The following is a 26,126-nucleotide window of genomic DNA, read 5'->3' on the forward strand; positions in this document are numbered from 1 at the left end:
ATCACAGGCGCCGTCGTGCTCGGGCGGCGAACGCATCGAGCAGATTGACAACTTCTGAGGCTTGCCATGCCCGGTTGCGGTTGGCGCCGCTGAGCGGGCTCACGACCTCGGCCTGTTCGAGCGTCGCGATCGCCGCAGCTGCCGACGTGTAGGACACTCCGAGCAGCTCGGCCGCCCGCGGCACGTCGAGCACGGGCTGCGACGCGAGCACGTCGAGGAGGCGGCGGGCGCTGCTGCCGCGGCGTGCATCCACTCGGGTCTCCCACTCCATGCGCAGCTGCAGCAGGCCGGTGACGAGCCGGTCAGCGTTGTCGATGCTGCGCCAGGTGGCGGCAATGAACTGTTCGACGATCGGGGCGATGTCACCGCGGCGGTAGGCAGTCAGGGCGTCGAAGTAGTCGCCGGTGCGGGTCAGCAGGCCAGCCGAGACGGGCACGGTCACGCTGCGGGTGACGCGGTGGTGGCGCAGCATCGCCTGCACGAGCGCACGCCCAGTGCGGCCGTTACCGTCGGCGAAGGGGTGAATCGTCTCGAACTGGGCGTGGGCGATCGCCAGGTGCGGCAACACGAGCAGGTCTGTGCGGCGCGCGAACGTCATGACGTCGTCCATGAGCGCCGGCACGCGGTCGTGGTGTGGCGGCACGAACTCGGCTGTGTGTGGGGTGTTCGAGAGGCCTCCGCCCACCCACACCTGTTCGGTGCGCAGGCCGACCAGGTCGGGGTGGTGTCGACGCAGCAGGGCGTCTTGCATGGCGACGATCGTGTCGACAGTGAGGTCGTCGGCGAGGTCGAGGGCAGACTGCATGGCGCGCACGTTGGCGACGATCAGTTCGGCGTTGGGGCCGGCTTTGCGGCCGAGTTCTGCTTGAGCGATTGCTTTCGCGCCGGCGGTGAGGCGCTCGATTTCGGAGCTGGAGGCCGACTCGGTGCGCAGCAGGATCGCCGCGAGGGGTGCGGGTATGTCGCCGACGCGGGCGTCGAAGGCGGTGAGCGCGGCCTGGGTGTCGGCCGCTTCTACGGCGAGTGCCGCGGGAATCTCGGGCGTGAGGTCGGCAATGTTCGGCGGCACCGCAGCGGTGTAGGGGCCGCGCGAGCGTAGCTGGCTTCGCCGTGACGTGGCGCGGTCGACGTCGCCGTGCCACGGGTGCTGCTCGTAGTCGACTGCGGGCCAACCCATAACGGCCGCCTCCTTTATTAGTGTTTAGAAGTATAAGTACTAATAAGGGCGCATGGTCCTTGTGATTTGTGTTTCGCTCTGCGCCATTGCCCGCCTGGTTACGGGCGGTGTCGCGGGTCATGGATACGCTCGAGGCATCTGTGAGTGACCGTCACTCGGCGGCATCTGTGAGGGAGCAGCGTGGCCATCCACAACGAGAAGCCGTTCGAGGACGAGATTTGCGCCCACCTCGCGGCGAACGGCTGGCTGTATTCCCCGACCGACCACGAAGCCGACGCGGTGTACGACCGGCAGAGGGCGATCATCCCCTCAGATGTGTTCGCGTGGTTAGAGGCGACCCAGCCCGACACGCTCGCGAAGGCGATCAGGCCCGCGACAGCCGAACGCGACCGCGAGGCGTTGCTCGACCGGCTGGTGAAGAGTCTCGACGCGCCGTTCGAGACGTCGGGCGGACTTCAAGGCGGAACACTCGCCGTGCTGCGCCGCGGATTCGAGAGCGTGCCGCACAAGTTTGCGATGGCGCAGTTCAAACCGGCCGACGACCTCAATGCGACCACGAACGCCGCCTATGCGGCCATGCGTATGCGGGTCATGCGGCAGGTGCACTACTCGACGAAGAACCAGAAGTCGATCGACCTCGTGTTGTTCGTCAACGGCCTGCCCGTAGCCACAATCGAACTGAAGACCGACTTCACGCAGAGCGTGCACGACGCAATGCGGCAATACCGCGAAGACCGCCACCCGAAGGGCGAGCCGCTGCTCAGCTTCGGTCGGCGCGCGCTCGTGCACTTCGCCGTGTCGAACCGCGACGTGCAGATGACGACGAAGCTCGAGGGCGTGGCCACGCGCTTCTTGCCCTTCAACCAGGGCGACGACGGGCGAGCCGGCAACCCCGTGAGCGCGACTGGTTCGTCGACTGCGTACCTGTGGGAGCGCGTGCTGCAGCGCGACGCGTGGCTCAACATCATCGGTCGCTTCATGCACCTCGAAGTGTCGAAGACCGTCGACCCGGTGACGGGTGCGGTCGTGAAGCGCGAGACGCTGCTGTTTCCGCGCTACCACCAGTGGGAGTCGGTCACGAAGCTCATCGAGACCGCCCGCGACGAGGGCCCCGGGCACAAGTACCTGATTCAGCACTCGGCCGGCTCGGGCAAGACGAACTCGATCGCGTGGACAGCCCACCAGCTGTCGACCTTGCACCGCGCCGACGGGTCGAAGGCGTTCGACTCGGTCATCGTCGTCACCGATCGCACGGTGCTTGACAGTCAGCTACAGGATGCGATTCGCCAGATCGACGCGAAGACCGGCGTCGTGTGGGCGATCGAGTCGGGCAGCGGTTCGAAGTCGGAGCGGCTGGCGGAGGCGCTGTCGAAGCGCGCACCGATCATCGTCGTCACCATTCAGACGTTCGGCTTCGTCGCTGAAAAGCTCGGCTCGCTGCCCGACATGTCGTTCGCGATCATCGCCGACGAAGCGCACTCATCGCAGACCGGCACGACGGCGAACAAGGTGAAACAGGTGCTCTCACCGGAGGAGGCCGCCGACCTCGACGACGGGGGAGAGGTCGATCTCGAGAGCCTGCTCGCCGTGCAGATGCAGTCGCGGTCGAACGCGACCAACATCTCGTACTTCGCCTACACGGCGACGCCGAAGGCGAAGACCCTCGAACTGTTCGGCCGCGCGGACGCCGACGGGCGGCCGAAGCCTTTTCACCTGTACACGATGCAGCAGGCGATCGAGGAGGGCTTCATCCTCGACGTGCTGAAGAACTACACGCCCTACCGGGTGGCGTTCAAGCTTGCACACGACGGCCACGAGGTCGACGATGAGGCGCCGCTGGTCGACAAGTCGGCCGCCGTGAAGCAGCTGATGAACTGGGTGCGCCTGCACGAGTTCAACATCAGCCAGAAGGTGCGCATCATCGTCGAGCACTTCGTCTCGAACGTTGCGTGGAGGCTCGACGGCAAGGCAAAGGCAATGGTCGTCACGGGGTCGCGGCGCGAGGCTGTGCGGTACAAGCTCGCCTTCGACCGGTACATCCAGGAGGCCGGCTACGGCGACGTTGCTGCGCTGGTGGCGTTCAGTGGTGAGGTGCGCGATGACGAGCTGTCGCCCGAGCCGTTCACCGAGGCCTCGATGAACCCCGGATTGAAGGGGCGCTCGCTGCCGCAGGCGTTCGCCACCGACGACTACCAGGTGATGCTCGTCGCCAACAAGTTCCAGACCGGATTCGACCAGCCCCTGCTCGTGGCGATGTACGTCGACAAGAAGCTGTCGGGGGTCACCGCGGTGCAGACTTTCTCGCGCCTCAACCGCATGGCGACGGGCAAAGAATTCACCTGCGTTCTCGACTTCGTGAATGACCCCGACGTCATCCGCGACTCGTTCGCCCCCTATTTCCGGGATGCACGGCTCAGCGAGGTGTCGGACCCGAATGTGGTCGTCGACCTGCGCGCCAAGCTCGAAGCGTTTGGCATGTGGGAGTGGCACGAGGTCGAGGCCGCAGCGCGGGCGCAACTGCTCGAGCAGGGCAACAACGCCTACTTCGCGGCGATCGAACCGGGTCGCAGCCGCTTCGTCACGCGGTTGACGGATGCGCTGGTTGGCCACGACGCGGAGGAAGCGGAGCGCCTGCATCTCTTTCGGTCAGACCTCACGTCGTTCGTGAACGCCTACGACTTCTTGTCGCAGGTGATCAACTTCGAGAACACCGAGCTCGAGAAGTTGAACATCTACGCGCGCGGCCTTGCGCGATTGATCCGCGAAGAAAACATGCGCGTACCCATCGATCTGACCGGCGTTGAACTCGTCACCTACTCCGTGAAGAAGGGGGAGGATCGCGATATCGCGTTGATCGACGCCGATGTCGAGATTGACCCGCCGGGTGGCGGAGAGGCGAAGAAGCTGAAAGACCCGCAACTGGTCATGCTCGAGGAGGCGGTCGCCCAGCTCAACCAGTTGTTCGACAGCGAGGACTTCACTGACGCCGACTTTGTGGGCATGGCCACTCACGTCGCGGGCAAAGTGCGCGAGCAGGAGGAGATAACCCAGCAGCGCAAGGCGAACACCGAGAAGCAGTTCTTGGCGAGTCCCGACCTGACGGCTGCGGTCGTTACGGCGATCATCGCCGCCCGCGAGAACAACGGGAAGATGGCCGACGAATTGTTTGACGACAGGCAGAAGCTTGGTCAATTTGTCGCCATCATCGGGAAGCTCATTTACCACCATGGTGCCGCGGCGTGATCGTCAACTTCCCTGTGTGGCGGTGCTCTCGGCCTCTGTATAGACGCGATCGGAAGCTTGAACGGGAGGGGCCTTTTGGGAATTAACGTAGAAGTACGAAGAATCTTCGTAGCTTCACCAGGTGGGCTAGATGAGGAGCGGAATGTAATCAAGGAGGCGATCGAGCAGTTCAACCGGTCTCGGCTGTACGGTAGCGCAATCCAGTTCTCTGTCGTCGAATGGCAGCACAGCGGACGCGGAGCAATGAATGCGCAAGGGAAAATCAACGACCTCATTCGCGATAGTGACTACATGCTGGTTCTATTTCACGACCGGTGGGGAATTCCGCCCTCAACGGACGGCCGCTATAGCTCGGGAACGGAAGAGGAGTTTAACCTCGGCCTTGAGCTCATATCGGTTATTGAGAGGCCGATGAGAAACGTGTGTGTCTTCTTCAAGTCAGTGGAAACAGGACGTCTCGCAGCGTTAGAGCTTGATTCACAGTTGAGGGCTGTGATCGAATTTAGGGCTGCGCTGGAAGCCACCAAGCAGCACTTCCACGGACAATTTGACGATCACCTGGCGCTTTATCAAAGGGTGCTGGTGCAACTTGACGAATGGGCAAGAGATTCTGGGATCAAGGAGACCAAAGAGTACGATCCTGTGCTCGTTAGCTTCGCGAATTCATCTATTAGTACGGAGGTCGGCGCAGAACAAGGTGGGGCGGCACTTCAGTCGGCAATCGAGGCGGCCGAGCGTGGATTGACGACGCGCGCCGACGTGTTGTTTGCGCGTGCGCTATCGACAGAAGGGGCACAAGCGGTTTTCGAGTATGCGAAATTCCTGCGAAGGCAGGGCCGCTTGTCAGCTGCTGTGGAGAAGGCGGAGTTGCTCCACCTCGAAGGAGTGGGCGCGGGGAACGGAAACTCTCCGGAACTCCTTTGGGAAATAAAGGCGTTGGCAGAGATTGCGGTCGTGGAGCGGAAGATGGGCAAAGCGTTGGCCTCTGAGACTCGCCTCAGAGAAGCTTTGAAGATTTTTCCTGAGCCTATCCCAGAGGAATTCGAGGAAACCTGGGCTTATGTTTCCGACAACCTTGCAGTCACTCTCACGTCAATTGGCTCATACGAAGAAGCCGCTGAGTGGATTCGTCGTTCGATTGCGCTCCGTGAGCGTCGCGGCGAGGCTGAAGGGCTGGCGAGAAGCCACGCAAATTTAGCGCGGACGCTGAATCGCTCTGGCAAAATCCTCGAGGCAGCCGGACTGCTCGAAAGTTTTCTTCGGCAATCCTCTCCGGACTTGTCAGCGCGAGCCAGAGCCGACCTACTTGCTGAATACGGTCACGCTTTGATGTCTCTCGATCGATTGGATGACGCGTCTAAGGCGCTCCTGGAGGCGGACGAGCTGAATCGAGATGTCGGAAACCGCGAGGGAGAGGGTGTAGCCGCCGCAAGGCTGGCTCGACTATTCATCAAGACCGGAGACTTTGCGAAAGCTCTAGCCATGGCCGATCGATGCCAAAACCTCGCGTCAGCCTCTGGAAACGTTGATGGACTCGCCCAAGGTACTTGGTTGCTAGGCATCGCAAGACATCATCTCGGCGAACATTCGGCATCAGTGATTGCCCTTAAGGAGGCGGTTCGAATTGCCGAGGTAAAGGGCAGGTTGAACTTGCGTCGCGCGTTCCAACGCGAAGCGGAAGCCCTAGGGATTGGTATCTGAGTCCCAGGCGCCGGACTGGAACCAGTTCCGCTCGGGCCAATAGAAGACCGAAAGCCTGCCTCCTTCTGTCGTCCCGCACCCAGTGTCAATCGCGGCACTTGTGGCTGAGATCAACGGGGTGAGGCTTGATTGAACCACGTGCCCGTGCACTACAAAGCGCGAAGAGTCCGTCCTGAGTAAGTCGTGAGTAGCCAACACGTTTTCCGCAGAATTGGAGTCGACCAAAGATTCAAGGAATCTTTTGTGTGCTGGCGGGAATGCTTTCCGAAAATTCTCCGCAATATCGCCAAGGGGATTAGCTAGGTAGTTCAAGATCGTGCTAGCACCGCCCATCATCAAAAAGTCGATAACATCACCACCATTTAAGAAATCAAGAAGAGACGAGTCGTGGTTGCCGCGAAGAAAAACCGTGTCTACTTTCGGGTCCGCCGCTAGCGTGCTCAATCGATCCAGTACCCCCCTGCTATCGGGGCCCCTATTGACATAGTCTCCTAGGAAGATCAGTCTGTTGGATCGCGATAAAGCATGTTCAAGAACTTCGTCGAGTTCGCGACGGCAACCGTGGATATCACCAATGTAGGCCATTATGGAGGTATTCAAAGCACTACCCGCGGAATTTCATTGTACGGAATATCTTGTGAAGATCGGCCGATTGTCAGGAGTACTGTATTCGACGAATCTGGGTCGGAGTTCCATCGCCCGACAATAAAACCCTCCACAGTCCCAAAAGGGTTGACTTCTACTTCGCCGATTATTGAGAACAGTCTCTGGAGCAGATCTTCGAGCATTCTGGCCCCCATCGGAGTCTGTTCCGTTTCGTGTGATGAAAGCAACTGGATTAGTCCTGGATCTCCATGAAGTTTCGCAAGTTGTCTCACGGAAAAGCAAGGCGCACCTCGTTGAATTGCGTGAGCGTACATGGCGGTGCGCAGTAAATATCTGGACAGACGAACGACGCCGGGTAGATACCGTGAGTGAGAGACGTTTGAACTAGTGAGTGCGACTGCCGCTCGCCGCAACTTGTGCATAACCAATTCTGGGTCGGCCGCGCGGAATGAGCCCAATGTTGTTTCGATCACGTTCTGTGTGTCTGCCATCACAACAGCATCGGATCTTAGGTGTTGACCGAAGATCGTCCCAGATGAGGATGAAAGCTTCTCCATTGTATAGTACGTTGCGTTGATCCTGCCAAAACTTCGCGATTTTCGATTGGTTGGAACGATGGCGATGATGTCTACATCGGAATGGATGCTCGTATCTCGACGTGCAGCACTGCCGTAAATCAGCCACCCCAGTGCATCAGAGGGAATCGCTTTGGCTACATTTTCTCGATCTGACTCGTCGGGCACGAAGTGTTTCAGGGGCTTTGTCGGAACTAGCCGTGCGTCAAAATGGGCCAATGCGGAATTCTCTCAGTCTGTCATAAACGTGTTGCAAAACGGTCCACGGAGTTTAGCGATAGCGAGTGTTCTCCAGCATAAATCTGTCACGATGCGGCATGCGAGTCGACCCCAGGCATGATCTGCCATTGGTCAACGATGTACGCGAAAGCGCGCAACCCTTCGTTCATCAAATGCGCACATGCCCCCGCGGCACTGAGGTGAGCGCACCTGGCGCAGTTGGCGTCGAGCTACCTGGGGCGGCCCTAACGCCCCGTGTGCCGCACAGCCGACCGGCGTAGCGTCGACCCATGACCGCGTCGACTGCCGCCACCATCGCGCTCGAGGGCCGCTTCGCCCGCGAGCTGCCCGAGCTCGCCGTGCCGTGGCAGGCCGAGCCGGCGCCGGCGCCCGAACTCCTGGCGCTCAACGAGCCACTCGCCGCCGAGCTCGGCCTCGACGCGGGCTTCCTCCGCTCCGCCGAGGGTGTCGCCTTCCTCACCGGTGCCGCCGTGCCCGACGGCGCGACCCCGGTAGCCCAGGCCTATTCGGGCCACCAGTTCGGCGGGTTCAGCCCCCGTCTCGGCGACGGGCGGGCCCTGCTGCTCGGCGAACTGCGCGACCCCGACGGTGCGACCCACGACCTGCACCTGAAGGGTTCCGGCCCCACCCCCTTCGCCCGGGCCGGCGACGGCCGCGCCGTGCTCGCGGCCATGCTGCGCGAGTTCGTCATCAGTGAGGGCATGCACGCCCTCGGTATCCCGTCGACCCGTTCGCTCGCGGTCGTTACCACCGGCCGCGCGGTGCAGCGCGAGGTCGAGTTTCCGGGCGCGATCCTCACCCGCACGGCGAGCAGCCACCTGCGGGTCGGCAGCTTCCAGTTCGCCGCCGCCACCGGGGATGTCGAGCTGCTGCGCCGCCTCGCCGACCATGCGATCGACCGGCACTATGCGCACGCGGCGTCAGCCGAGCATCCGTATCTGGCGTTGTTCGAATCGGTGGTGAAGGCGCAGGCGAGCCTCGTCGCGAAGTGGATGCTCGTCGGCTTCGTGCACGGCGTCATGAACACCGACAACGTGACCATTTCGGGCGAGACGATCGACTACGGGCCGTGCGCCTTCGTCGACGCGTTCGACCATGCCGCCGTGTTCAGCTCGATCGACGGGGGCGGCCGCTACGCCTACGGCAACCAGCCGGTCATCACCGAGTGGAACCTCGCGCGCTTCGCCGAAACCCTGCTGTCCCTCATCGACGACGACGCCGACCGCGCCGTCGAGCGGGCGACGGAGGCGCTCGGCGACTACCGCGCGCACTACAGCGAGGCGTGGGTTGCGGGGATGCGCACGAAGCTCGGTCTCGCCGCCACCGTCACCGACGAGGCCGTCGCGCCGCTTGCCACCGAGCTGCTGAACCTGCTGCACGAGAACCGCGTTGATTTCACGTCGTTCTTCCGCGCGCTGGCGGGTGTCGCTCGTGGTGGCGACCGGCCCGCCGTGCTCGAGGTGGAGGCGATGGGGGAGTGGGCGGGCCGCTGGCTCGAGCTGTCTCCCGACGCGGGGGTGATGGACCGCGTGAACCCGGTCTACATTCCGCGCAACCACCTCGTCGAGGAGGCGCTGACCGCGGCGGCGGCGGGGGATATGGCGCCGTTCGACGCGCTCGTCGCGGTGATCAGGCGCCCGTTCGACGAACGACCCGGCCTCGAGCGCTACGCCGCCGGCGCCCCGGACGGTTCGGGGCCGTACACGACGTTCTGCGGCACGTAAGGCGCGTGCCCGCGGCGCTAGGGTCAGAGCCATGACCACTGCGGCGTGCGAAACCCCTTCATGAGCGCCATCGCTGCCGTCGCCTTCACGGCGGTCATGGTCGCGCTCGCGGTGTTTCAGCTGGCGCTGATCGCGGGCGCCCCGCTCGGCCACTTCGCGTGGGGCGGGCAAGACCGGGTGCTGCCGGCGGGTAAGCGCGTCGGCAGCGTCGTCTCGATCGTGCTGTACGCGCTGTTCGCCGTCGTCGTGCTGCAGCGGGCGGACTTCATCGAACTGCTGCCGGGCGTCGTCGTCGACGTGGGCATCTGGGTGGTCGTCGCCTACTCGGCGCTCGGCATCGTCATGAACGGCATCTCGCGGTCAAGGCCCGAGCGGTACACGATGGCGCCGGTGTGCGTGGTGCTGACGGTGCTCAGCCTGGTGGTGGCGCTCGGCTGACACCGAGCGCGCCGAGTTATCCACACTCTGTGCACAATCCCGGCAATATGCCGTACATTGCAGTGCATGAGTCCTTCCGCCACGGATCGGGTTGAGTTTCGCCTTCCCGCCCAGCAGAAAACTGAGCTTGAGGCGGCGTCAGACGCGCTTGGGCTGACGACCTCCGCGTTCGTCAAGCAGGCCGCGCTTGAGGCCGCGCGGCGCGTGCTCACCGAAGAGCGGCAGGTCAGGCTCTCGGAAGATGCGTGGGCGAAGTTTGTGGACGCCATCGATAAGCCGGGCACCGTCAACGCGGGTCTCGCTGACCTGCTCACGCGTGAGTCGCGCTTCTCGACCGAGTGAGCCAGTTTTCCCAGCCCCGGGCGCTGGCTCGTGGCGACAAGGTAGGAAAGTTCGACTGCGGGGTCGACTCGCTCAATTCATGGTCTCGTACCCTCGCATTGCACAACCAAGAGTCGGGGGCGTCGCGCACGTTCATCACACTCGACGATGAGGGTCGCATCGCCGGGTTCTACTCCCTCTCGTCGTTCTCGGTCGTCAAGGCAGAGGTTGGCGACGCGGGTGCTGGGATGCCCGACCCGATTCCCGCAACGCTTATCGGTCGCCTCGCGGTGCATGTCGAGCACCGCGGCGAGGGTTTGGGGGTCTCGTTGCTCCGTGACGCTGTGGAGCGAGCTATCCGTGTGTCACTCGACATTGGGAGTGCCGCGATTGTCGCGCACGCGCGCGATGAGTCGGTGGTCGGATTCTACGAGCAGTTCGGCTTCGCTCGTCTGGGCGGCGACACGAAGACGCTGATGATCCCGATGGCCGACGCCCTGGCGACCATACGTTCGCTCGAGGCGGGCAGCTGAGGCGAGCTTCTCGCTGCCTGCGCGCTGGCAGCCTGGCCCCTAGCCTGGGTTGGTGGCAGAACGTAACGAGGGCAGCGAGAACACCAAACAGTCGCGACGCAAGAGCCGGTCGATACTGACAATCGCCGACGGAGTGCTGCGGGGCACGGCAGCCCCCACCCAGGTGCTCTCGGTGGCCGGCAGCGACGGGCAGCAGTCGCAGCGGCACGTGCGCCTCGTCACCGACCTGTGCCTGCGCGTGGGCGAGTCGATGCTCGCTACGGGCGCGTCGGCCGCCGACGTGGTCGCCATGGTGCTGCGGCTGAGCGCCGCGTACGGGGTCGACGGCATGCACGTCGACATCACGTTCACCTCGATCACGGTCTCGGTGCATCGCGGCATGAACGAAGACCCGATGTCGGTCATGCGCATCGTGCAGGTGCGCACCACCGACTACACGCGGTTGCAGAACGTGTACCTGCTCATCGAGGAGATCATCGAGGGCGGCGGCCAGCTCGGCGTCGAGCAGGCAAGGCAGCGGCTCACCGCGATTCTGACGAGCCCGCACCCCTATCGGCGGTGGGTGGTGACCCTCGGGAAGGCCATTCTGACCGGCGGCGTGGTGGTGCTGTTCGACGTGGGCCTGGTGCTGGTGTTCGTCGCCGCGGTGTCGGCCGTGATCTCTGACCTGATCACGCGCCAGTTGGGCAAGTGGTCGGTGCCGGGCTTCTTCGCGCAGATGACCGCCGCCGTGGCGACGACGAGCATCGCGGTCTCGCTGTTCTGGTTGCGGTCGGTGGGTATCGAGGTGCCGGGGTCGGATGCCCCGACGGTGATTGTCATCGCCGGAATCGTCATGCTGCTGTCGGGTCTCGGGCTCACGTCGGCCGCCCGCGACGCCATCGACGGGTACTACGTGACCGCGACGGCGCGCGGCATGGAAGTGTTCATGCTCACTCTGGGCCTCGCGGTCGGCATTTCCGCCGTGCTGGGCATCGCCCTGCGGGTGGGCATCCCGGTCGACATTTCGACCCCGCTCGGTGACGGAATCGGCCTGGTTTCCGGGGTGGCTGGGGCGGCCCTGATCGGATGCGGTTTCGCGCTGACGTCGTACGTGCGCCTTCGCCTGGTGCCGCTCATGGCTGCCGCGACCGCCGCCGTCATGGCCGTCTTTCTGCTGGTCTCGCCGTATGTTGACCAGCCGGGGCTCGCGCCGGGCATTGCCGCGGTCGCTGCCGGCGTCATCGGCCATCTCACCTACCGCTGGCTGAAGGTTCCGGAGGGCGCGACGACGACGGCGGCCATCATCGGGCTCATCCCGGGCCTCGCCGTGTACCGCGCGCTGTACGTGCTGGTGGATTCGTCGACCGGGGTGTTGGAGGCGCTGCCCGCCGCCGTGGACGCACTCGCCACCGGTATCGGTCTCGCGGCGGGCACCGCCATCGGCGTCTTCCTGGCCCGTCGCATCTTCGGCCTCGATCGCCAGGCCATGATCGCCGCGCGACGGGCGCGCGGGGTGCGGTAGCGCAACTCTGACGCTGTCCCGAGCTACCGCGAGCTGTTCGCCGTGCGCCCGCGCACGATGCCGATGAACACGTCGGCGAGGGGATGCGCGCCGGTCACCGGCCACACGAGGGAGATTCCGGTGTCTGCCGCATCCCGGATCGGTTTCGCGACCACGTCTTTGCGCGAATGCTGCCGCGCGACCGACTGCGGCATGACGGCCACGCCGACGTTCGCGGCGACCAGCTCGACCGCCTCGGCGCCCGTACCCCCGGCGAGGTCGACGTCGAGCACGGCCAACCCGTCGAGGTCGGCCAGGTCGGCGACGCTCAGGTCGTCGAGCCCGGCGGGCAGCGAGCCCTTCGGCGAGACCAGCACCGGCTGCTCGCGGTAGAGCGGGATCGCGTGCAGTTCGTCGTCGGCCGCGACGTCGCGAAGCAGGCTCATGTGGGCGGTGCCGTCCGCGAGGGACGCGAGCGCAGCATCCTGCGTCATGGGGGTCAGGTGGATGCGGCCGCCGGGGCGGCGCTCGCGCCAGACGCGCTCCCACTTCGTGGGGGTGACGCCCGTGACGAAGGCGACCTCAAGCGGTTCGGGCATGGGGCAAGGGTACCGGCGCGACTGGGTGCCGTAATGCCCGGCGTCAGCCCCAGGCCGCATCCATCACAGCATCATCCGCAAGGTCGCGTGCCGCAGCGCAGGCGCGAAGTATGTCGCCCACAGTGACTACGTCAGTCGGTTCGCTGTCGAGGGTGCTGCCGTTTGTCATGGTGAGGCGATGGTACTCGGCTTGCATCTGGCGTCACCGACGCACTCGTCACCTTTCGACTCCCGTACGCTCGTCACCATGACCGAGACCCCGCGCGAGGACCGCCGCCAGCAGCCGAAGCCGAAGAAGGAGCAGCTGCTGAGCCCGGCGACGGCGGCGAAGAAGCTGAACCTCTTCCTGCCGGCGACGCCCGCGGAGTTTCAGGCGACCCCGATCACGCGCACCCAGCTGAACGCGCTGCAGGAGAACCCGCCCGAGTGGCTGGTGACGCTGCGCCGCGAGGGCCCGCACCCGCGCGACGAGGTCTCGCGACGGCTGGGCGTGTCGAACTCGGCGCTCGCCCGCGCTGGCGTCAGCGACTCGCTGACGACCGCCGAGATTCGCGCGATCATCGACGAGATGCCCGAATGGCTGGTCGACGAGCGCGAGAAGCACGCGCCGGGCACCGGGCGGAAGCCGGGGACGGCGGTTGGGGAGCGCCCGGCCGCCGAGTAGGGCACCCGGCCGTGCCAGGCCGATCGGTGATCGGTGGCCCCCTCGGCACCCGATTCCCTTGCCGGTCACGGTCGCGAGAGGCCAACATCGAGAGCATGGCGGGTATCCATCATGTCGAAATATGGCTCGACGACCTCGAGGCGGTCAGGCGCGAGCGGGGCTGGCTGTTGCAGTGCGTCGGGTTTCGCGTCTCTCCCGACTGGGACTACGGCGTCGCCTACGAGGCGAACGGTGCCTACCTGACGTTCACGACCTCGCCGAACCTGTCGTCGCATTGGCCGACAGCGCGCCGAACGCTCGGCGGTAATCGCGCCAACTCGTCGACCGGGTGCCGAGTCTGGCCGCGATCGCCCCGCGACGCCCGTCGAACTTGCCCGGGTCTAGGCTCGAGGGTGGTCCGTCGTTGTCGGCGGGCCATTCGTCTCTTCACGCCATCGGAGGTCGCCCTGTGACTACTCTCCACTCCGCGCTCGTGTCGGTGTACGACGAGGTCGTCGAGCGCAACCCTGGCGAGCCCGAGTTTCAGCAGGCCGTCGCCGAAGTGTTCGAGAGCCTGGCGCCCGTCGTTGACAAGCATCCCGAATATGCCGACGGTGCGATCGTGCAGCGCCTCGTTGAACCCGAGCGGCAGATCATCTTTCGGGTGCCGTGGGTCGATGACGCCGGCGGGGTGCGGCTGAACCGCGGGTTCCGGGTTCAGTTCAACTCGACGCTGGGCCCGTACAAGGGCGGCCTGCGGTTTCACCCGTCGGTGAATCTCAGCATCATCAAATTCTTAGGCTTCGAGCAGACCTTCAAGAACGCCCTCACCGGTATGCCGATCGGCGGCGGGAAGGGCGGCGCAGACTTCGACCCGAAGGGCAAGAGCGACGCAGAGGTCATGCGCTTCTGCCAGTCATACATGACCGAGCTGTCGCGCCACATCGGTGAGTACACCGACGTTCCGGCGGGCGACATCGGCGTCGGCGGCCGCGAGCTCGGCTACCTGTTTGGCCAGTACAAGCGGCTGACGAACCGCTACGAGTCGGGCGTGCTCACGGGCAAGGGCATCGGTTGGGGCGGCTCGCTCGTGCGCACCGAGGCGACCGGCTACGGCACGGTGTTCTTCGTCGACGAGATGCTGCGGCGTCACGGTGAGACGCTCGAGGGAAAGCGCATCATCGTCTCGGGGTCGGGCAATGTCGCCCGCTACGCCATCGAGAAGGCGCACCAGTTGGGCGCAACCGTCGTCGCCTGCTCTGACTCCGGCGGATACGTCGTCGATGAGGCGGGCATTGACCTCGAGCTGCTCACGGAGATCAAGGAGCGCCGCCGCGGCCGTGTCGCCGACTACGCCGCGGAGAAGGGCGGCGCGGTTCGCCACATCGTAGGCGGGCAGATCTGGGATGTTCCGTGCGCCATCGCGCTGCCCTGTGCGACACAGAACGAGCTGGATGAACGGGGTGCGGCGGCGCTGATTCGCACCGGCGTGCGCATCGTCGCCGAGGGGGCGAACATGCCGACCACGCCCGGCGGCATCGCGGCGCTCCGCGCCGGCGGGGTGCTTTTCGCGCCCGGCAAGGCGGTCAACGCTGGCGGTGTGGCGACGAGTGCGCTTGAGATGCAGCAGAATGCGTCGCGCGACTCGTGGAGCTTCGACTACACGGAGGAGCGACTCGCCGACATCATGCGGGGCATTCATGACCGGGTGCTCGAGACGGCCGACACCTACGGCGTGCCCGACGACTATGTTGCCGGTGCAAACATTGCGGGGGTCACGCAGGTCGCCGACGCGATGCTCGCTCTCGGCGTGATCTAGGGGGCGCGCGTCTTCAGGCGAACAGTGCGCGGTACTCTCCGTAGCCTTCCGCCTCGAGCTCGGCCACCGGGATGAACCGCAGCGACGCCGAGTTCATGCGGTAGCGAAGGCCCCCGCGGTCGATGCGAGTCGTGACGGCATCCTCCTGGATGGGACGCGTGAAGCTCGGCCATCCGGTGCCCGAGTCGTACTTGTCCCGGGACGAAAACAGGGGCTGCCCCGAGACCACGTCGACGTAGAGCCCCTCGGCCTTGTTGTCGTGGTACTCGTTGCGGAACGGCGGCTCGGTGCCGTCGTTCTGCGTCACCTTGTGCTGCATCGGCGTGAGGCGCGACAGCTGATCGGCGGTCGCCCGGTAGTCGGCCGGGTCGTGCCGCGGAATGCGTCCTTCGGTCATGGCTGCACGCTACGTCCGCGAGGTGAGATGCGGCCGCGAAGAGGGCGAGCATCCGCCGTGCGCTTATCGGGCGGCCGCACCCGGTCGCGTGTCGCCGAAGTGGGGGTTCGCCGGTGGGATGGGCGCCGGCGGAAGCCCTTGAGCGAGCAACGATTCGACGAGCGGATACGCCTTGTCGGGCGGCAGTTCCCCCGGAAAGTAGTGCTCGAAGACTGCCTCGGCCTCGTCGACCGTCGAAACATTGAGCAGCCTCATGAGGAGGGCTATGTCGGCACCGTCGCGCTGGGGGCGTGCCGCGCGAAGCTTCATGGCGAGAAGACTGCCGGGTGTCGCAATGTCGATGCTGACGACGCCATCATCATGCAGTGGTTCCCACAACGGTTCAGCTGCGATCGGGATAAACGTGCGGGCGGCGTTGTTGAGCCAATCGCGGGGCCACCCTCGGCGTGCCGCGATGGTGGCCACGATCTCGTCGAGGTGGGCATTCGTGTGGATGCTGGCATCGATATCGACGGTCACCCGCCGGTCGGCGTCGTATCGCAGAAGGATCGCGGCGCCCCCGATGATGCGGATGCTTGCGGGTTCTCCGTGACGGTGCAATTCTCGGATGACATCGCGCAAGCCATCAATGATCGCGTCCCTGTTTAGCGTCGTCATGCCGGGTCCAACGATGCGCGGTCGATCACGAGCCCGCGGATAAGGAATGCCGCAGGAGTGTCACCAAGGAGCTCGCGAGGCAGCGTTGCCAGATCGCCAAGAACGACCTCTGGGTCGCATGTCGGGGAATCGTTCACCCAATCGGGGATCGGAGCGTCGACCTCCTGAAGTCGAAACTCGGACACCGCTGCGAGTGCCGCGTCGTAGACGTCGGTGCCGGTGGGCTGTGGGGGATGGGCCGCCAACACGACGCGATTGACCGCCGACTCGACGGCCAAGGCGTCGGAGTAGGTCAACCAGGCGCGAAACGCGGCGTCGGCGTCGTTACCCTCGATCGCGGCGCGAATCTCGATACTCGCTTCGAGTGCACCCTCGCGTGTGGTTGGCAGAACCCCGAGGCGTGAACCCGTTGCGCGCAGCAGACGATCAAGTGTGTCGACGCGCGGGATGCGCCGACCTGCTTCGATCGACGACACGTTGGGCACCGACGTGCCCGCGACGCGTGCGACGTGGTCTTGCGTGAGTCGGCGTGACGATCGGGCGCCACGCAGGAAGGACGTTGCCGCCATGGTGCACCTCCGTATTATCGATTACGATAACATGCGACGTGAAGCGCGCCTATCCGGCAGCGAGTCGCTCGATCACGTCGACGAATCCGGCCCACCCGGCCGCCGCCTGCGCGTAGCCGTCGGCGTCGAGGCCGCCGCCGGTCTGCGAGAGCGTCAGCGAGCATCCATTCGCCTCGGCGCCGGCGAGCTCGAACATGACCGTGTCGCGTTGATCGATCGACGCGTCGTCGGTGCCGAACCACGTGGCGAAGGCGCTGGGCGTGGTCAGCACCTCCCACACGCGCTCGGGCGTGGCCGCGATGTCGCGGACCGAACGGAATCCGGAGGGGCTTACGTCGGTCATGTCGGTGAGGCTACTCTGGGGGCCCACCGCGCGGGAGGGAACCTCACCATGACCGTGACCAGTTCGAACGCCGACGCCGCGACGAGAAGCATGACCTTCGTCGCCGAGTTCGCAGCCCCCGTGGCCGAACTCTGGCGGGTCTGGGCCGAGCGTGACCTGCTCGAGAAGTGGTGGGGTCCGCCCGCCTACCCCGCGACGAGACCCCCGAACCCGACAACCGCACAACGGTGACGTTCGAGCAGATCGGCGAGGGCAGCCGCATGACCCTGCGCTCGATGTTCCACACCGACGAGGCGTTCGCCGAGGCGGTGGAGTACGGAGCCGAGCAGGGCTACGTCGAGGGCATCGGACAGATCGACGCGCTTCTCGGTGCGCACGACGCGGGGGCTTGACGCGGTCGTTCGCACGGTCTAACGTACAACCAAATGGTTGTACAAATGGATGCCCTCACCGACGATCAGGTCGACGCCCTGTTCCGCGCGCTCGCCGATCGCACGCGGCGCGACATCGTCGCCCGCGTCATCCACCGCGAACAAAGCGTGTCGGCGCTCGCGGAGCGCTACGAGATGAGCTTTGCCGCGGTGCAAAAGCATGTTTCGGTGCTGGAGCGCGCATCCCTGGTGTCGAAGCGCCGGCGCGGCCGCGAACAGATCGTGACGGCGGACCGCGATGCCGTGCAGCGCGCGCGGGCGGTGCTCGACAGCTACGAAGCCCTCTGGCGGCACCGGGCCGACCAGATCACCGCCCTCCTCGCTGAGGACTGACGGAAGGACCGCCCATGACCGTGCGTGACCACGCGATCGACCGTGACGCGCTCACCCTGACGTTCGTCGCGGAATTCACCGCGCCCGTCGAGCGCGTGTGGCAGGTGTGGGCCGACCCGCGCCAGCTCGAGCGGTGGTGGGGTCCGCCGGAGTGGCCGGCCACCTTCACGCGGCACGAGCTCGAGCCGGGCGGCGAGATGCGTTACGTCATGACCGGGCCCGACGGCGAGACCTCGGCTGGCTGGTGGCGCATGACCGACGTTGACGCACCGCACCGGTTGGCATTCGACGACGGGTTCGCCGACGCCGACGGGAATCCCGTGCCCGACATGCCCGTCACCCACGCGGAGGCACGGTTGGAGGATGCGGGGGAGGGCACAACGCGCATGACCCTCGTCTCGACGTTTCCGAGCCTCGAGGCGCTTGATGAGTTGGCTCAGATGGGCATGGTCGAGGGCATGTCGTCGGCGATGGCGCAGATCGACGCGCTGCTCGCCGAGGGGTAGTTGCTGACCACGTCACGCGGCGGTCATCCGCATCTGCGATCATCGCGGGATGCGCCGAACCTGCACCGCCGACATGACACTCTCCGCGAGCGGGGATGCACGGCTCGTGCTGTCCGTCGTCACTCACTCGACCCTTGAGGGCGTCCACGACGAACTCACGGTGACGCAGGGCGGCGAGCCCATCGTCGTGAGCGAACTGCGCGACGCCCACGGCAACCGCATTCACGTGTGCGATGTGGGGGAGGGGGAAGTCAGCATCGGCTACCGGGCGACCGTGACGGGCCGCGCCGAACCGCAGCGGGTAACGCCGCTCGACGAGATCACGTTCCTGCGCCCCAGCCGCTACTGCGAGGCCGACGAGCTCGTCGCTACCGCGGCGCGCGAATTCGCCGGGCTGACCGGCACCGACCTGGTCGCCGGCGTCAGCTCGTGGGTCGGCATGCACCTTGACTACGTGCCGGGCTCGAGCCTGCCGACCGACGGCGCCGTGCGCACCCTGCTCAGCGGAAAGGGGGTGTGCCGCGACTACGCGCACCTTGTCGTCGCGCTCATGCGCGCCCTCGACGTGCCCGCCCGACTCGTCTCGGTCTACGCTCCGGGCCTCACCCCGATGGACTTCCACGCCGTCGCCGAGATCGCCGTCGACGGTCTCTGGCGGGTCGTGGATGCGACGGCTCTCGCCCCGCGCTCATCGCTCGTGCGCATCGCGACCGGCCGCGACGCCGCCGACACGGCGTTCTTGAGCATCCACGGCGCGTTCGTCGACCTGACCGAGCTCACGGTCTCGGCGACCGCCGACGAGTTGCCGAGCGACGACGTGCGCGAGCTGGTCTCACTCACGTGACGTGTGCGGGAGCCTGCCGCCCGGTCGCGTCAGCCCAATGTCGACAAGGCGCAACGCGCCGACCACCGTGCTCGCCGGCGGTCGCAACAGCCCCCGCTTCACCGCGCCGAACGTGACCGTGACGGCGGCGGGCAGCACCGCGTCGGGGTCGGGTACGTCGCCGCTGTCGGCGTCGACCCCGCTTGGCTGATCGCACGCGACGATCCGCAGGGCACCGAATCGCGGGTGCGCCCGCACCCGGAGCACCACGTCGCGTGCGTCACCGCGCAGCGCCGCCCGGCCCGCAGACCCGATGCCGAGAATGCCGTCGACGATCACGTCGACGCTGTCGAGTGCCTCGTCGAGCTGCGCCGCGTCGATGAGGCGCGCGCCGGCGGCGACCGCCGCATCCCGCCCCGCCTCATGGATGCTCGCCGCCGTCGCCAACACCGCCACCGGCACGCCGTCTGCCGCGACGCGCGCGCACGCCCACAGCGCGTCGCCGCCGTTGTTGCCGGCGCCGACGAGCGCGAGCACCCGCGGCGCAGTGCCGCGCGACCCGCCGTCGTTCCTCATGGACGCGAGTTCAGCGCGCACCACCTCGGCGAGCCCGTCGGCGGCGCGCTGCATGAGCGGTTCGCCCGCCGCGAGCAGCGACCTCTCGGCGGCGCTGACGTCGGCGACGCTCCAGTCGATGAGGGGGGCCGGGAAGGGCGGCGCGAGTACCCCGGACACTAGACGCCCGCGGTGGCGAGGGAGGTGATGAGCAGCGCGCATCCGAGAGCCGGGGGAGCGGCCTGCACAAGCGCCGCCTGCCAGGCGCGGCGGGCGATGACGAGCAGCGTGAGCCCGGCGACCGTCATCGCCGCGCCCCCAGCGAGAGCGAGGGTTGCCCCGACGATCGAGCTGGCATCGCCGATCAACAGCACGAGCCCCGTGGTCGTGATCGCGGCGAGCACGAGGTTGTAGATGCCCTGATTGACGGCGAGCAGGCGTGTGGCGGCGACTGCATCGTCGCCGCGCACACCAAACAGCCGCCGCGTGACGGGGCGGCCCCAGAGAAGGGACTCGAGTACGAACGCCGCGCCGTGAAAGAGCACGCCGAAACCCAGTAGTGCGAGCGCCGCGATGAGCATGCGGCCAGCGTAAACGAGCCGGTGCCGCCAGCGGCAGAATAGGCGTATGCCACGACGCGCATCCGGCGCCGCCCCCGCGCCCGCCCCCGCCCGCAACGGCGAGATCTCGTACTGGATGTCAGACCTCGGCCCCGTACCCGTCGGCGAGCCGCTGGCCGTCGACGCGGAGGCCGACGTCGTCATCGTCGGTGCCGGCTACACCGGCCTGTGGATCGCCTACTACCTCGCTGAGCGCGACCCATCGCTGTCGATCGTTGTGCTCGAGCAGCACCGCGTGGGATACGGGGCGTCGGGCCGCAACGGTGGGTGGCTGACGAACACGATCACCGGCGGGCACGACGCCTACGCAGCGAGGCATGGCGCCGAGGCCGTGCGCGCATTTCAACACGAGTTGAACGCAACCGTCGACGAGGTGCTTGACGTCTGCGCGCGCGAAGGAATTGATGCTGAAGCGACAAAAGGTGGCAGCCTGCTCGTCGCGCGCAACGAGGCCCAGCGCCGTCGCATCGCGAAATATGTCGACCACGCCGAAAAGTGGCCCGAGGAGGGCGTCGTCGAGTTGAGCGCCGCCGAGAGTCGCGCCCGGGTCAACGTCGCCGACACGCGTGGCGGGCTGTGGCAGCCGCACTGCGCGCGTATCCACCCCGCGAAGCTGGCGATGGGCCTCGCCGACGCCGTGCGCCGCCGAGGCGTGCGCATCTACGAGGGCACGCGCGTGACCGACATCGAGCAGGGGGTCGCGCGCACCGAGCACGGCGTCGTGCGCGCCCGCCACGTGCTGCGGGCCACCGAGGGCTTCACGACCCGGCTGCCCGGCAAGAAGCGCGACTGGCTGCCGCTGAACTCGTCGATGATCATCACCGAGCCGCTCACCGACGCCATGTGGGGCGAGATCGGCTGGCATGGGTTCGAAACGCTCGAAGACCTCTCGCACGTGTACGCCTACGCGCAGCGCACTCCCGACGGCCGCATCGCGATCGGTGGCCGCGGCACGCCGTACCTCTGGGCGAGCCGCTTCGACACGGATGGGCTGACCGACGAAGCGACGTGGTCGAGCCTGTCGGCGCTCGTGCGAGAGTGGTTCCCCGTCATCGGAGACGTGGGCATCGCCCACACCTGGAGCGGCGTGCTCGGCGTGCCCCGCAATTGGCGGGCGACCGTGCAGTACGACGCGGAAACGGGGCTTGGGGCGGCCGGCGGCTACGTCGGCACGGGCGTCACCGCCACGAACCTCGCCGGGCGCACCCTCGCCGACCTCGTGACCGGCGCCGACACCTCGATCACGAGACTGCCGTGGGTCGGCCAGCGCACCCGAAGGTGGGAGCCCGAGCCGCTGCGGTGGGTCGCCACGCGGGTCATCTACGGTGCGTACCGCTACGCCGATCGGTCAGAGTTCCGCGGCCTCACCCACACCTCGCGCGTGGCGCGCATCGCCGACGTGATCAGCGGGCGCTGAGCGGCGGGCGCCGACCCGAGCGTCCCGGATGCGCGTGGTCGCCTCCGCGACGAATCGAGCGATTTCTCAGCGATGCCCGTATCCTGATTGCGTCACCACCCACTCTTTCCTCTGGAGGAATTGACCACTCGTGGATCGCACCACGCACTCAGGGTCGTCGCAAGACGACCCTGGACATAGTTGCTTCTCATATCTGACCCGCACTGATCGACGCCCGACGGGGGTGACCCCGTGACCGAGGCTGTCATTCTTCTCATCGTCGGCATTGTCGCCATCCTGCTGATCATCGCCGCGAACGGCTACTTCGTCGCGCAAGAATTCGCGTACATGTCGGTCGACCGCGTCAAGCTCGGGGCGCGCGCCGCGGCGGGCGACCGCTCGGCACAGCGGGCACTCGAGGTCACGAAGCGCACGTCGTTCATGCTGTCGGGCGCCCAACTCGGCATCACCGTGACCGGCCTGCTCGTCGGCTACGTGGCCGAGCCCCTCGTGGGCGAATCGCTCGGCGTGCTGCTCGGCGGTGTCGGCGTGCCGAGCGGCGTCTCGGTCGCCGTCGGCACGGTCGGCGTGCTCGTGGTTGCGGCCGTCGTGCAAATGATCTTCGGCGAACTGTTTCCGAAGAACCTTGCGATCGCCAACCCCGAACCGGTCGCTCGTTTCCTGGCGCGCTCGACCACGATCTACTTGGCCGCCTTCGGCTGGCTGATCACGATCTTCGACAAGTCGGCCAACGCCTTCCTACGCCTGTTGCGCATCGAGCCAGTGCACGACCTCGACACGAGCGCGTCGGCTGCCGACCTCGAGCACATCATCGACGACTCGCGCGAGAGCGGCGACCTGCCCGAAGGGTTGTCGATCATCCTCGACCGTATCCTCGACTTCCCGAACCAAGACGTCGAGCACGCCATGATTCCGCGCGCGCACGTCGACATCGTTCGCCCGACCGCGACGATCGACGAAGTGCGCACCCTCATGGCGACGGGTCACACGCGCTACCCCGTCGTCAACGACGACGAGGAGCCGATCGGTGTCGTGCAGCTGGCCGACGTGCTACGCAGCCCACTTCCCGGTGACCGGCCCGTCACCGAGCTCATGCGCGAGGCGCTCGTCGTGCCGACACTCATGCGGCTTCCCGACGCGCTTGCGCAGCTCACCGGCACCCGCAACGAGCTCGCCTGCGTCATCGACGAGTACGGCGGATTCGCGGGCGTGCTCACGCTCGAAGATCTCGCCGAAGAGGTCGTCGGTGAGATCACCGACGAGCACGACGCAGAGCTCGACGAGGTCGTCGAGCGCCTCGCCGACGACGAGTGGAGCATGGACGGCGACGTTCACGTTGACGAGGTGGAACGCGCCGTCGGCCACGACCTCCCCGCCGGCGACTACGAGACGATCGCGGGGCTGTTGATTGCGGCCCGCGGCGACCTCCCCGGCGTCGGTGAAGTGATCACGGTCGAACTGCCCATCGAAGGCGGCGACTTCGTCGACGATGATCCGGTTCGCCGCTACCTCGAGATCGAGGTGCTCGAGATCGACCGGCACGTGCCGAGCGAGCTGCGCGTGCGGCTCATCGAGCGCGCCGCGACGGGCCCCGTCGACATCGTGGCCGCCGACGAGGCGAGCGACGACGATGACGCGGACCGCGCATCCATCGAGGGGGATGCACGATGAGCGCCCTGACGATCCTTCTGATCACGATCGGCCTAATCGTGCTGTCGGCGTTCTTCGTCGTTATCGAGTTCGCGCTGCTCGGCGCCCGCCGCCACCGCCTGGAAGAGGAGGCGGCCACCAGCCGCTCTGCCCGCGCCGCGCTGCGCAGCGTCAACGAGCTGACCATGATGCTCGCCGTCGCTCAGCTCGGCATCACGGCCTGCACCTTCGCGCTCGGTGCGATTACCAAGCCCGGGGTCGAAGCCCTCCTGGAGCCTGCATTTGCAGGGTGGATGCCGGAGTGGCTGTCGACCACCATTGCGTTCGTGCTCGCGCTACTCGTGGTCACGTTCTTGCACCTCGTCGTGGGAGAGATGGCGCCAAAGTCGTGGGCCATTGCCCACCCGGAGCTGTCGGCGAAGGTCATCGGCCTGCCGTCGCGCGCCTTCGTCACCGTGCTCCGACCGCTGCTGACGGCCATCAACGCGATCGCCAACCGGCTCGTCGCCGCGACCGGCGTCGAGCCGGTCGACCGTGCCGCGGTCGGCGGGCAGGACGCGGCCACCATTCGCCACCTCGTCGAGCACTCGGCGCAGGCCGGCGTGCTCGAACCGGAGGTGCGCAGTCAGATCTCGGGCGTGCTCGACCTGCAGACGATGGTCGTCGAGACACTCATCGGCTCGGGGGCGCGGCCGTCGACCGTGGCCGCGGATGCGAGCGTTGCCGACGTGCAGGCGACCGCGCGGCGCACCGGTCACCTTCGCATCCTCATCGATGACGGAGACGACGACGGACTGCCGGGCGTCGTGCACGTGAGGGATACGTTGCTCGCCGACCCCACGGAGCCCGCGTCGACCTTCGCGCGACCTGCCTACCGCATCGAGGCGGGCACGCTCGTGCACGAGGCGCTGACGATGATGCAGGCCGACAGTGTTCAGCTGGCGATCATCATGCGCGGCACCGAGATGGTCGGCGTGGTCACGCTCGCTGACGTCCTGCGTCACGTGCTTCCGCCGGTCGTGGCAACGGCGGGAGTGCGCTGAGGCGGGTGCCGCGCGGTCTAGTGTGACCGCAGCGTCTCGATGAGCTCGTCTTTGCGCAGGTCGCTGTAGCCGGTGATGCCGAGCTCTTTCGCTCGGTCGCGCAGTTCGTCGACCGTCCAATCGTCGTACGAACCGCTGGAGCCCCCGCGCGCGCCCACCGCGTCGCGTCCGTCGCGAGCGGCGGCGTTCGCGATGCGCGCCGCCTTCTCCTTGGACGCTCCGTCGTCGCGAAGGCTCTCGTAGAGCTCCTCGTCCTTCACGCTGGGGTTGTCATCGTTTTTCGGCATCGTGCGCCTCCCTCATCCGTTTATGCCCCCAGCGTGCCCGGACGCCGACGCCGACGGCATCCCTGCGCATCGGGCGCACAGCACACTCACCGCGACAGGCCAGGAAACCGTACGGGGACTGGGCGAGGGCTGGCAAACGGCCCCGAGCAGCGCTGCCGTCTGACAGCATTTCGTCATGAATGCCCACCACCCCGCCGCCGTTCTGCGCGCCATCAGCACGGTGCTGCCCGACACCGTCATCGAGCAAGGTCGGGTGCGTGACATCTTCGCCCGCCAAGAGGGGCTTAGCCGGCTGGGGCAACGCCTCGTCGCCACGGCATTCGACTCGTCGGGCATCGACACCCGGCACACCGTCATCACCGACTTCGGCGACAACAACGCTGACGCGCGGGGGGCCGCCCCCGCCTACATCGACGAGGCGACGGGGGCGTTGCACGCCCCGGGCACCAAGGCGCGCAACGACCACTACATCGCCGCGGCCGGGCCGATGTTCGTGGAGGCCGCTCGGCGCGCGATACATGCCGCTGACGGCATTGAAGCGGCCGACGTCACGCACGTGATCACCGTCTCGTGCACAGGCTTCTTCGCCCCGGGCCCCGAATACCTCATCGCGCGCGATCTCGGCCTCGACCCAGCGTTACAGCGATACCACCTGGGATTCATGGGCTGCTACGCCGCGCTCCCGGCCCTGCGCATGGCGGCACAGTTCTGCGCCGCTGACCCCGATGCCGTCGTGCTCGTCGTCAGCGTCGAGCTGTGCACGCTACACCTGCACGCGAGTGACGACCCCGACCTGATCGTCGCGAACTCGCTCTTCGGCGACGCGGGAGTCGCCGGCATCGTGAGTCGCCGCCCGCTCGGCGCGGGCGAGCGTGGCCTGCGAGTCGATCGCTCCGAGACGGCCGTGACGCCCGTCGGCGAGAGCGACATGGCGTGGACCATCGGTGACGAGGGCTTCGACATGGTCTTGTCGACCGCCGTGCCGCAGATCATCGGCGAGCACATATCGGCAGCCTTGCAGCCGCTCGTGTCCCCTGTTCCCGAGCTTGCCAGCGCTCTCGCCGAGGACGGACTCGGGCGAGCGGTCGCGCGCTGGGCCGTGCATCCCGGTGGGCGAAGCATCGTCGACAAGGTCGAGGAAAGCCTCGGCCTCGAACCGCAGCAGGTGGCCCCGTCGCGCGACGTGCTGCGCACCATCGGAAACGTGTCGAGCGCCACCGTCATGGTCGTCATGCAACGCAACCTCGAGGCATACGCCGAGCCCGGCGATCGCCTGATCGCGCTCGCGTTCGGCCCCGGCCTCACCGTCGAGTCGACGCTCATGACCGTCGTCACGGGATAGCCCCGCCGTGATCGACCTGCGACACCGAGCGGCGGATGCTCGTGAACTGAT

Annotated in this window: 29 protein-coding genes; 18 read left to right on the forward strand and 11 right to left on the reverse strand. The window is 66.4% G+C overall.

Annotated elements, in window-relative coordinates; genetic code table 11:
- Position 1: 1 nt before the first annotated feature.
- A complete protein-coding gene (locus CPY97_RS05920) occupies positions 2-1,177 on the reverse strand; it encodes a Fic family protein (protein WP_096421200.1) in 1,176 nt (391 codons plus the stop codon).
- Positions 1,178-1,357: 180 nt separating this feature from the next.
- Here CPY97_RS05920 and CPY97_RS05925 point away from each other — a divergent pair, with 180 nt between their 5' ends.
- The gene (locus CPY97_RS05925; protein WP_096421201.1) at positions 1,358-4,420 is read left to right on the forward strand and encodes a type I restriction endonuclease subunit R; all 3,063 of its coding nucleotides are present in this window, start codon (positions 1,358-1,360) and stop codon (positions 4,418-4,420) included.
- Between the two features lie 75 nt (positions 4,421-4,495).
- On the forward strand, positions 4,496-6,121 hold the full coding sequence (locus CPY97_RS05930; RefSeq protein WP_150129208.1) for a DUF4062 domain-containing protein: 1,626 nt from the start codon (positions 4,496-4,498) through the stop codon (positions 6,119-6,121).
- Here the strand turns inward: CPY97_RS05930 and CPY97_RS13875 are convergent.
- Both CPY97_RS13875 and CPY97_RS13255 read right to left on the reverse strand, forming a co-directional pair.
- Positions 6,104-6,706 (reverse strand): metallophosphoesterase, encoded by a 603-nt coding sequence (locus CPY97_RS13875; RefSeq protein ID WP_096421203.1) that lies wholly within the window; start codon positions 6,704-6,706, stop codon positions 6,104-6,106. The two genes, CPY97_RS05930 and CPY97_RS13875, sit on opposite strands and share 18 nt — an antisense overlap.
- Positions 6,707-6,717: 11 nt before the next feature.
- A complete protein-coding gene (locus tag CPY97_RS13255) occupies positions 6,718-7,470 on the reverse strand; it encodes a hypothetical protein (RefSeq protein ID WP_150129209.1) in 753 nt (250 codons plus the stop codon).
- A 341-nt stretch (positions 7,471-7,811) separates the two neighbouring features.
- On the opposite strand from CPY97_RS13255, the gene CPY97_RS05940 reads away from it, so the two are divergent.
- The 5 genes from CPY97_RS05940 (at position 7,812) to CPY97_RS05960 (ending at position 12,062) form a co-directional block, all read left to right on the forward strand.
- A complete protein-coding gene (locus CPY97_RS05940) occupies positions 7,812-9,266 on the forward strand; it encodes a protein adenylyltransferase SelO (RefSeq protein WP_096421204.1) in 1,455 nt (484 codons plus the stop codon).
- 60 nt (positions 9,267-9,326) lie between these two features.
- Positions 9,327-9,704 (forward strand): hypothetical protein, encoded by a 378-nt coding sequence (locus CPY97_RS05945; RefSeq protein WP_096423418.1) that lies wholly within the window; start codon positions 9,327-9,329, stop codon positions 9,702-9,704.
- A 66-nt stretch (positions 9,705-9,770) separates the two neighbouring features.
- Positions 9,771-10,046 (forward strand): DUF1778 domain-containing protein, encoded by a 276-nt coding sequence (locus CPY97_RS05950; protein WP_096421205.1) that lies wholly within the window; start codon positions 9,771-9,773, stop codon positions 10,044-10,046.
- A gap of 98 nt (positions 10,047-10,144) precedes the next feature.
- Positions 10,145-10,558 carry a GNAT family N-acetyltransferase gene (locus CPY97_RS05955; RefSeq protein WP_161494085.1) on the forward strand — a complete coding sequence of 138 codons (414 nt, stop codon included), beginning with the start codon at positions 10,145-10,147 and terminating at the stop codon, positions 10,556-10,558.
- Positions 10,559-10,610: 52 nt separating this feature from the next.
- A complete protein-coding gene (locus CPY97_RS05960; protein WP_231924059.1) occupies positions 10,611-12,062 on the forward strand; it encodes a threonine/serine ThrE exporter family protein in 1,452 nt (483 codons plus the stop codon).
- A 23-nt stretch (positions 12,063-12,085) separates the two neighbouring features.
- On the opposite strand, the gene CPY97_RS05965 is transcribed toward CPY97_RS05960, so the two are convergent.
- Positions 12,086-12,640: a LysR substrate-binding domain-containing protein gene (locus CPY97_RS05965; RefSeq protein ID WP_161494086.1), complete on the reverse strand. Its 555-nt coding sequence runs from the start codon at positions 12,638-12,640 to the stop codon at positions 12,086-12,088.
- 247 nt (positions 12,641-12,887) lie between these two features.
- On the opposite strand from CPY97_RS05965, the gene CPY97_RS05970 reads away from it, so the two are divergent.
- Both CPY97_RS05970 and gdhA read left to right on the forward strand, forming a co-directional pair.
- On the forward strand, positions 12,888-13,304 hold the full coding sequence (locus CPY97_RS05970; protein ID WP_096423422.1) for a DUF5997 family protein: 417 nt from the start codon (positions 12,888-12,890) through the stop codon (positions 13,302-13,304).
- A 448-nt stretch (positions 13,305-13,752) separates the two neighbouring features.
- On the forward strand, positions 13,753-15,102 hold the full coding sequence (gdhA, locus tag CPY97_RS05975) for an NADP-specific glutamate dehydrogenase (protein ID WP_096421208.1): 1,350 nt from the start codon (positions 13,753-13,755) through the stop codon (positions 15,100-15,102).
- A gap of 13 nt (positions 15,103-15,115) precedes the next feature.
- Here the strand turns inward: gdhA and msrB are convergent, their stop codons facing one another.
- The 4 genes from msrB to CPY97_RS05995 all read right to left on the reverse strand — a co-directional run bounded on the left by msrB (position 15,116) and on the right by CPY97_RS05995 (position 17,068).
- Positions 15,116-15,499 carry a peptide-methionine (R)-S-oxide reductase gene (msrB, locus tag CPY97_RS05980; RefSeq protein WP_096421209.1) on the reverse strand — a complete coding sequence of 128 codons (384 nt, stop codon included), beginning with the start codon at positions 15,497-15,499 and terminating at the stop codon, positions 15,116-15,118.
- A gap of 63 nt (positions 15,500-15,562) precedes the next feature.
- A complete protein-coding gene (locus CPY97_RS13580) occupies positions 15,563-16,156 on the reverse strand; it encodes a DUF6036 family nucleotidyltransferase (RefSeq protein ID WP_197702261.1) in 594 nt (197 codons plus the stop codon).
- The gene (locus CPY97_RS05990) at positions 16,153-16,725 is read right to left on the reverse strand and encodes a helix-turn-helix domain-containing protein (RefSeq protein WP_096421210.1); all 573 of its coding nucleotides are present in this window, start codon (positions 16,723-16,725) and stop codon (positions 16,153-16,155) included. Before CPY97_RS05990 ends, CPY97_RS13580 begins: the two co-directional genes overlap by 4 nt.
- A 49-nt stretch (positions 16,726-16,774) precedes the next feature.
- Positions 16,775-17,068, reverse strand: a complete 294-nt coding sequence (locus CPY97_RS05995; protein ID WP_150129210.1) for an SRPBCC domain-containing protein — start codon at positions 17,066-17,068, stop codon at positions 16,775-16,777.
- Positions 17,069-17,116: 48 nt separating this feature from the next.
- Between CPY97_RS05995 and CPY97_RS06000 the strand changes: the two genes are divergently transcribed.
- The 5 genes from CPY97_RS06000 to CPY97_RS06015 are packed head-to-tail and all read left to right on the forward strand — an operon-like array spanning position 17,117 to position 19,182.
- Positions 17,117-17,299, forward strand: coding sequence for an SRPBCC family protein (locus CPY97_RS06000; RefSeq protein WP_096421212.1), 183 nt, complete (start codon positions 17,117-17,119; stop codon positions 17,297-17,299).
- Positions 17,296-17,460 carry a hypothetical protein gene (locus tag CPY97_RS13435; RefSeq protein WP_161494087.1) on the forward strand — a complete coding sequence of 55 codons (165 nt, stop codon included), beginning with the start codon at positions 17,296-17,298 and terminating at the stop codon, positions 17,458-17,460. The genes CPY97_RS06000 and CPY97_RS13435 overlap by 4 nt, the downstream gene beginning before the upstream one ends.
- Positions 17,461-17,505: 45 nt before the next feature.
- Positions 17,506-17,832: an ArsR/SmtB family transcription factor gene (locus CPY97_RS06005; protein ID WP_419866117.1), complete on the forward strand. Its 327-nt coding sequence runs from the start codon at positions 17,506-17,508 to the stop codon at positions 17,830-17,832.
- Positions 17,833-17,846: 14 nt separating this feature from the next.
- Positions 17,847-18,338, forward strand: coding sequence for an SRPBCC family protein (locus CPY97_RS06010; protein ID WP_096421214.1), 492 nt, complete (start codon positions 17,847-17,849; stop codon positions 18,336-18,338).
- Between the two features lie 49 nt (positions 18,339-18,387).
- Positions 18,388-19,182 carry a transglutaminase-like domain-containing protein gene (locus CPY97_RS06015; protein WP_096421215.1) on the forward strand — a complete coding sequence of 265 codons (795 nt, stop codon included), beginning with the start codon at positions 18,388-18,390 and terminating at the stop codon, positions 19,180-19,182.
- Here the strand turns inward: CPY97_RS06015 and CPY97_RS06020 are convergent.
- Both CPY97_RS06020 and CPY97_RS06025 read right to left on the reverse strand, forming a co-directional pair.
- Positions 19,171-19,896, reverse strand: a complete 726-nt coding sequence (locus CPY97_RS06020; protein ID WP_231924060.1) for an NAD(P)H-hydrate epimerase — start codon at positions 19,894-19,896, stop codon at positions 19,171-19,173. The two genes, CPY97_RS06015 and CPY97_RS06020, sit on opposite strands and share 12 nt — an antisense overlap.
- Positions 19,896-20,297 carry a DUF1304 family protein gene (locus CPY97_RS06025; RefSeq protein ID WP_096421217.1) on the reverse strand — a complete coding sequence of 134 codons (402 nt, stop codon included), beginning with the start codon at positions 20,295-20,297 and terminating at the stop codon, positions 19,896-19,898. The genes CPY97_RS06020 and CPY97_RS06025 overlap by 1 nt, the downstream gene beginning before the upstream one ends.
- Before the next feature lie 46 nt (positions 20,298-20,343).
- Between CPY97_RS06025 and CPY97_RS06030 the strand changes: the two genes are divergently transcribed.
- The 3 genes from CPY97_RS06030 (at position 20,344) to CPY97_RS06040 (ending at position 24,446) form a co-directional block, all read left to right on the forward strand.
- The gene (locus CPY97_RS06030) at positions 20,344-21,753 is read left to right on the forward strand and encodes an NAD(P)/FAD-dependent oxidoreductase (RefSeq protein ID WP_096421218.1); all 1,410 of its coding nucleotides are present in this window, start codon (positions 20,344-20,346) and stop codon (positions 21,751-21,753) included.
- A 231-nt stretch (positions 21,754-21,984) separates the two neighbouring features.
- A complete protein-coding gene (locus tag CPY97_RS06035; protein ID WP_096421219.1) occupies positions 21,985-23,424 on the forward strand; it encodes a hemolysin family protein in 1,440 nt (479 codons plus the stop codon).
- Positions 23,421-24,446, forward strand: coding sequence for a CNNM domain-containing protein (locus CPY97_RS06040; protein WP_096421220.1), 1,026 nt, complete (start codon positions 23,421-23,423; stop codon positions 24,444-24,446). Before CPY97_RS06035 ends, CPY97_RS06040 begins: the two co-directional genes overlap by 4 nt.
- A 17-nt stretch (positions 24,447-24,463) precedes the next feature.
- Here CPY97_RS06040 and CPY97_RS06045 read toward each other — a convergent pair whose 3' ends face one another.
- Complete coding sequence (locus CPY97_RS06045) at positions 24,464-24,733, reverse strand: Rho termination factor N-terminal domain-containing protein (RefSeq protein WP_096421221.1); 270 nt, start codon at positions 24,731-24,733, stop codon at positions 24,464-24,466.
- 175 nt (positions 24,734-24,908) lie between these two features.
- Between CPY97_RS06045 and CPY97_RS06050 the strand changes: the two genes are divergently transcribed.
- Complete coding sequence (locus CPY97_RS06050) at positions 24,909-26,075, forward strand: type III polyketide synthase (RefSeq protein WP_096421222.1); 1,167 nt, start codon at positions 24,909-24,911, stop codon at positions 26,073-26,075.
- Positions 26,076-26,126: the final 51 nt, after the last annotated feature.

The organism is Microcella alkaliphila, assembly GCF_002355395.1.
GTDB lineage: Bacteria > Actinomycetota > Actinomycetes > Actinomycetales > Microbacteriaceae > Microcella > Microcella alkaliphila_A.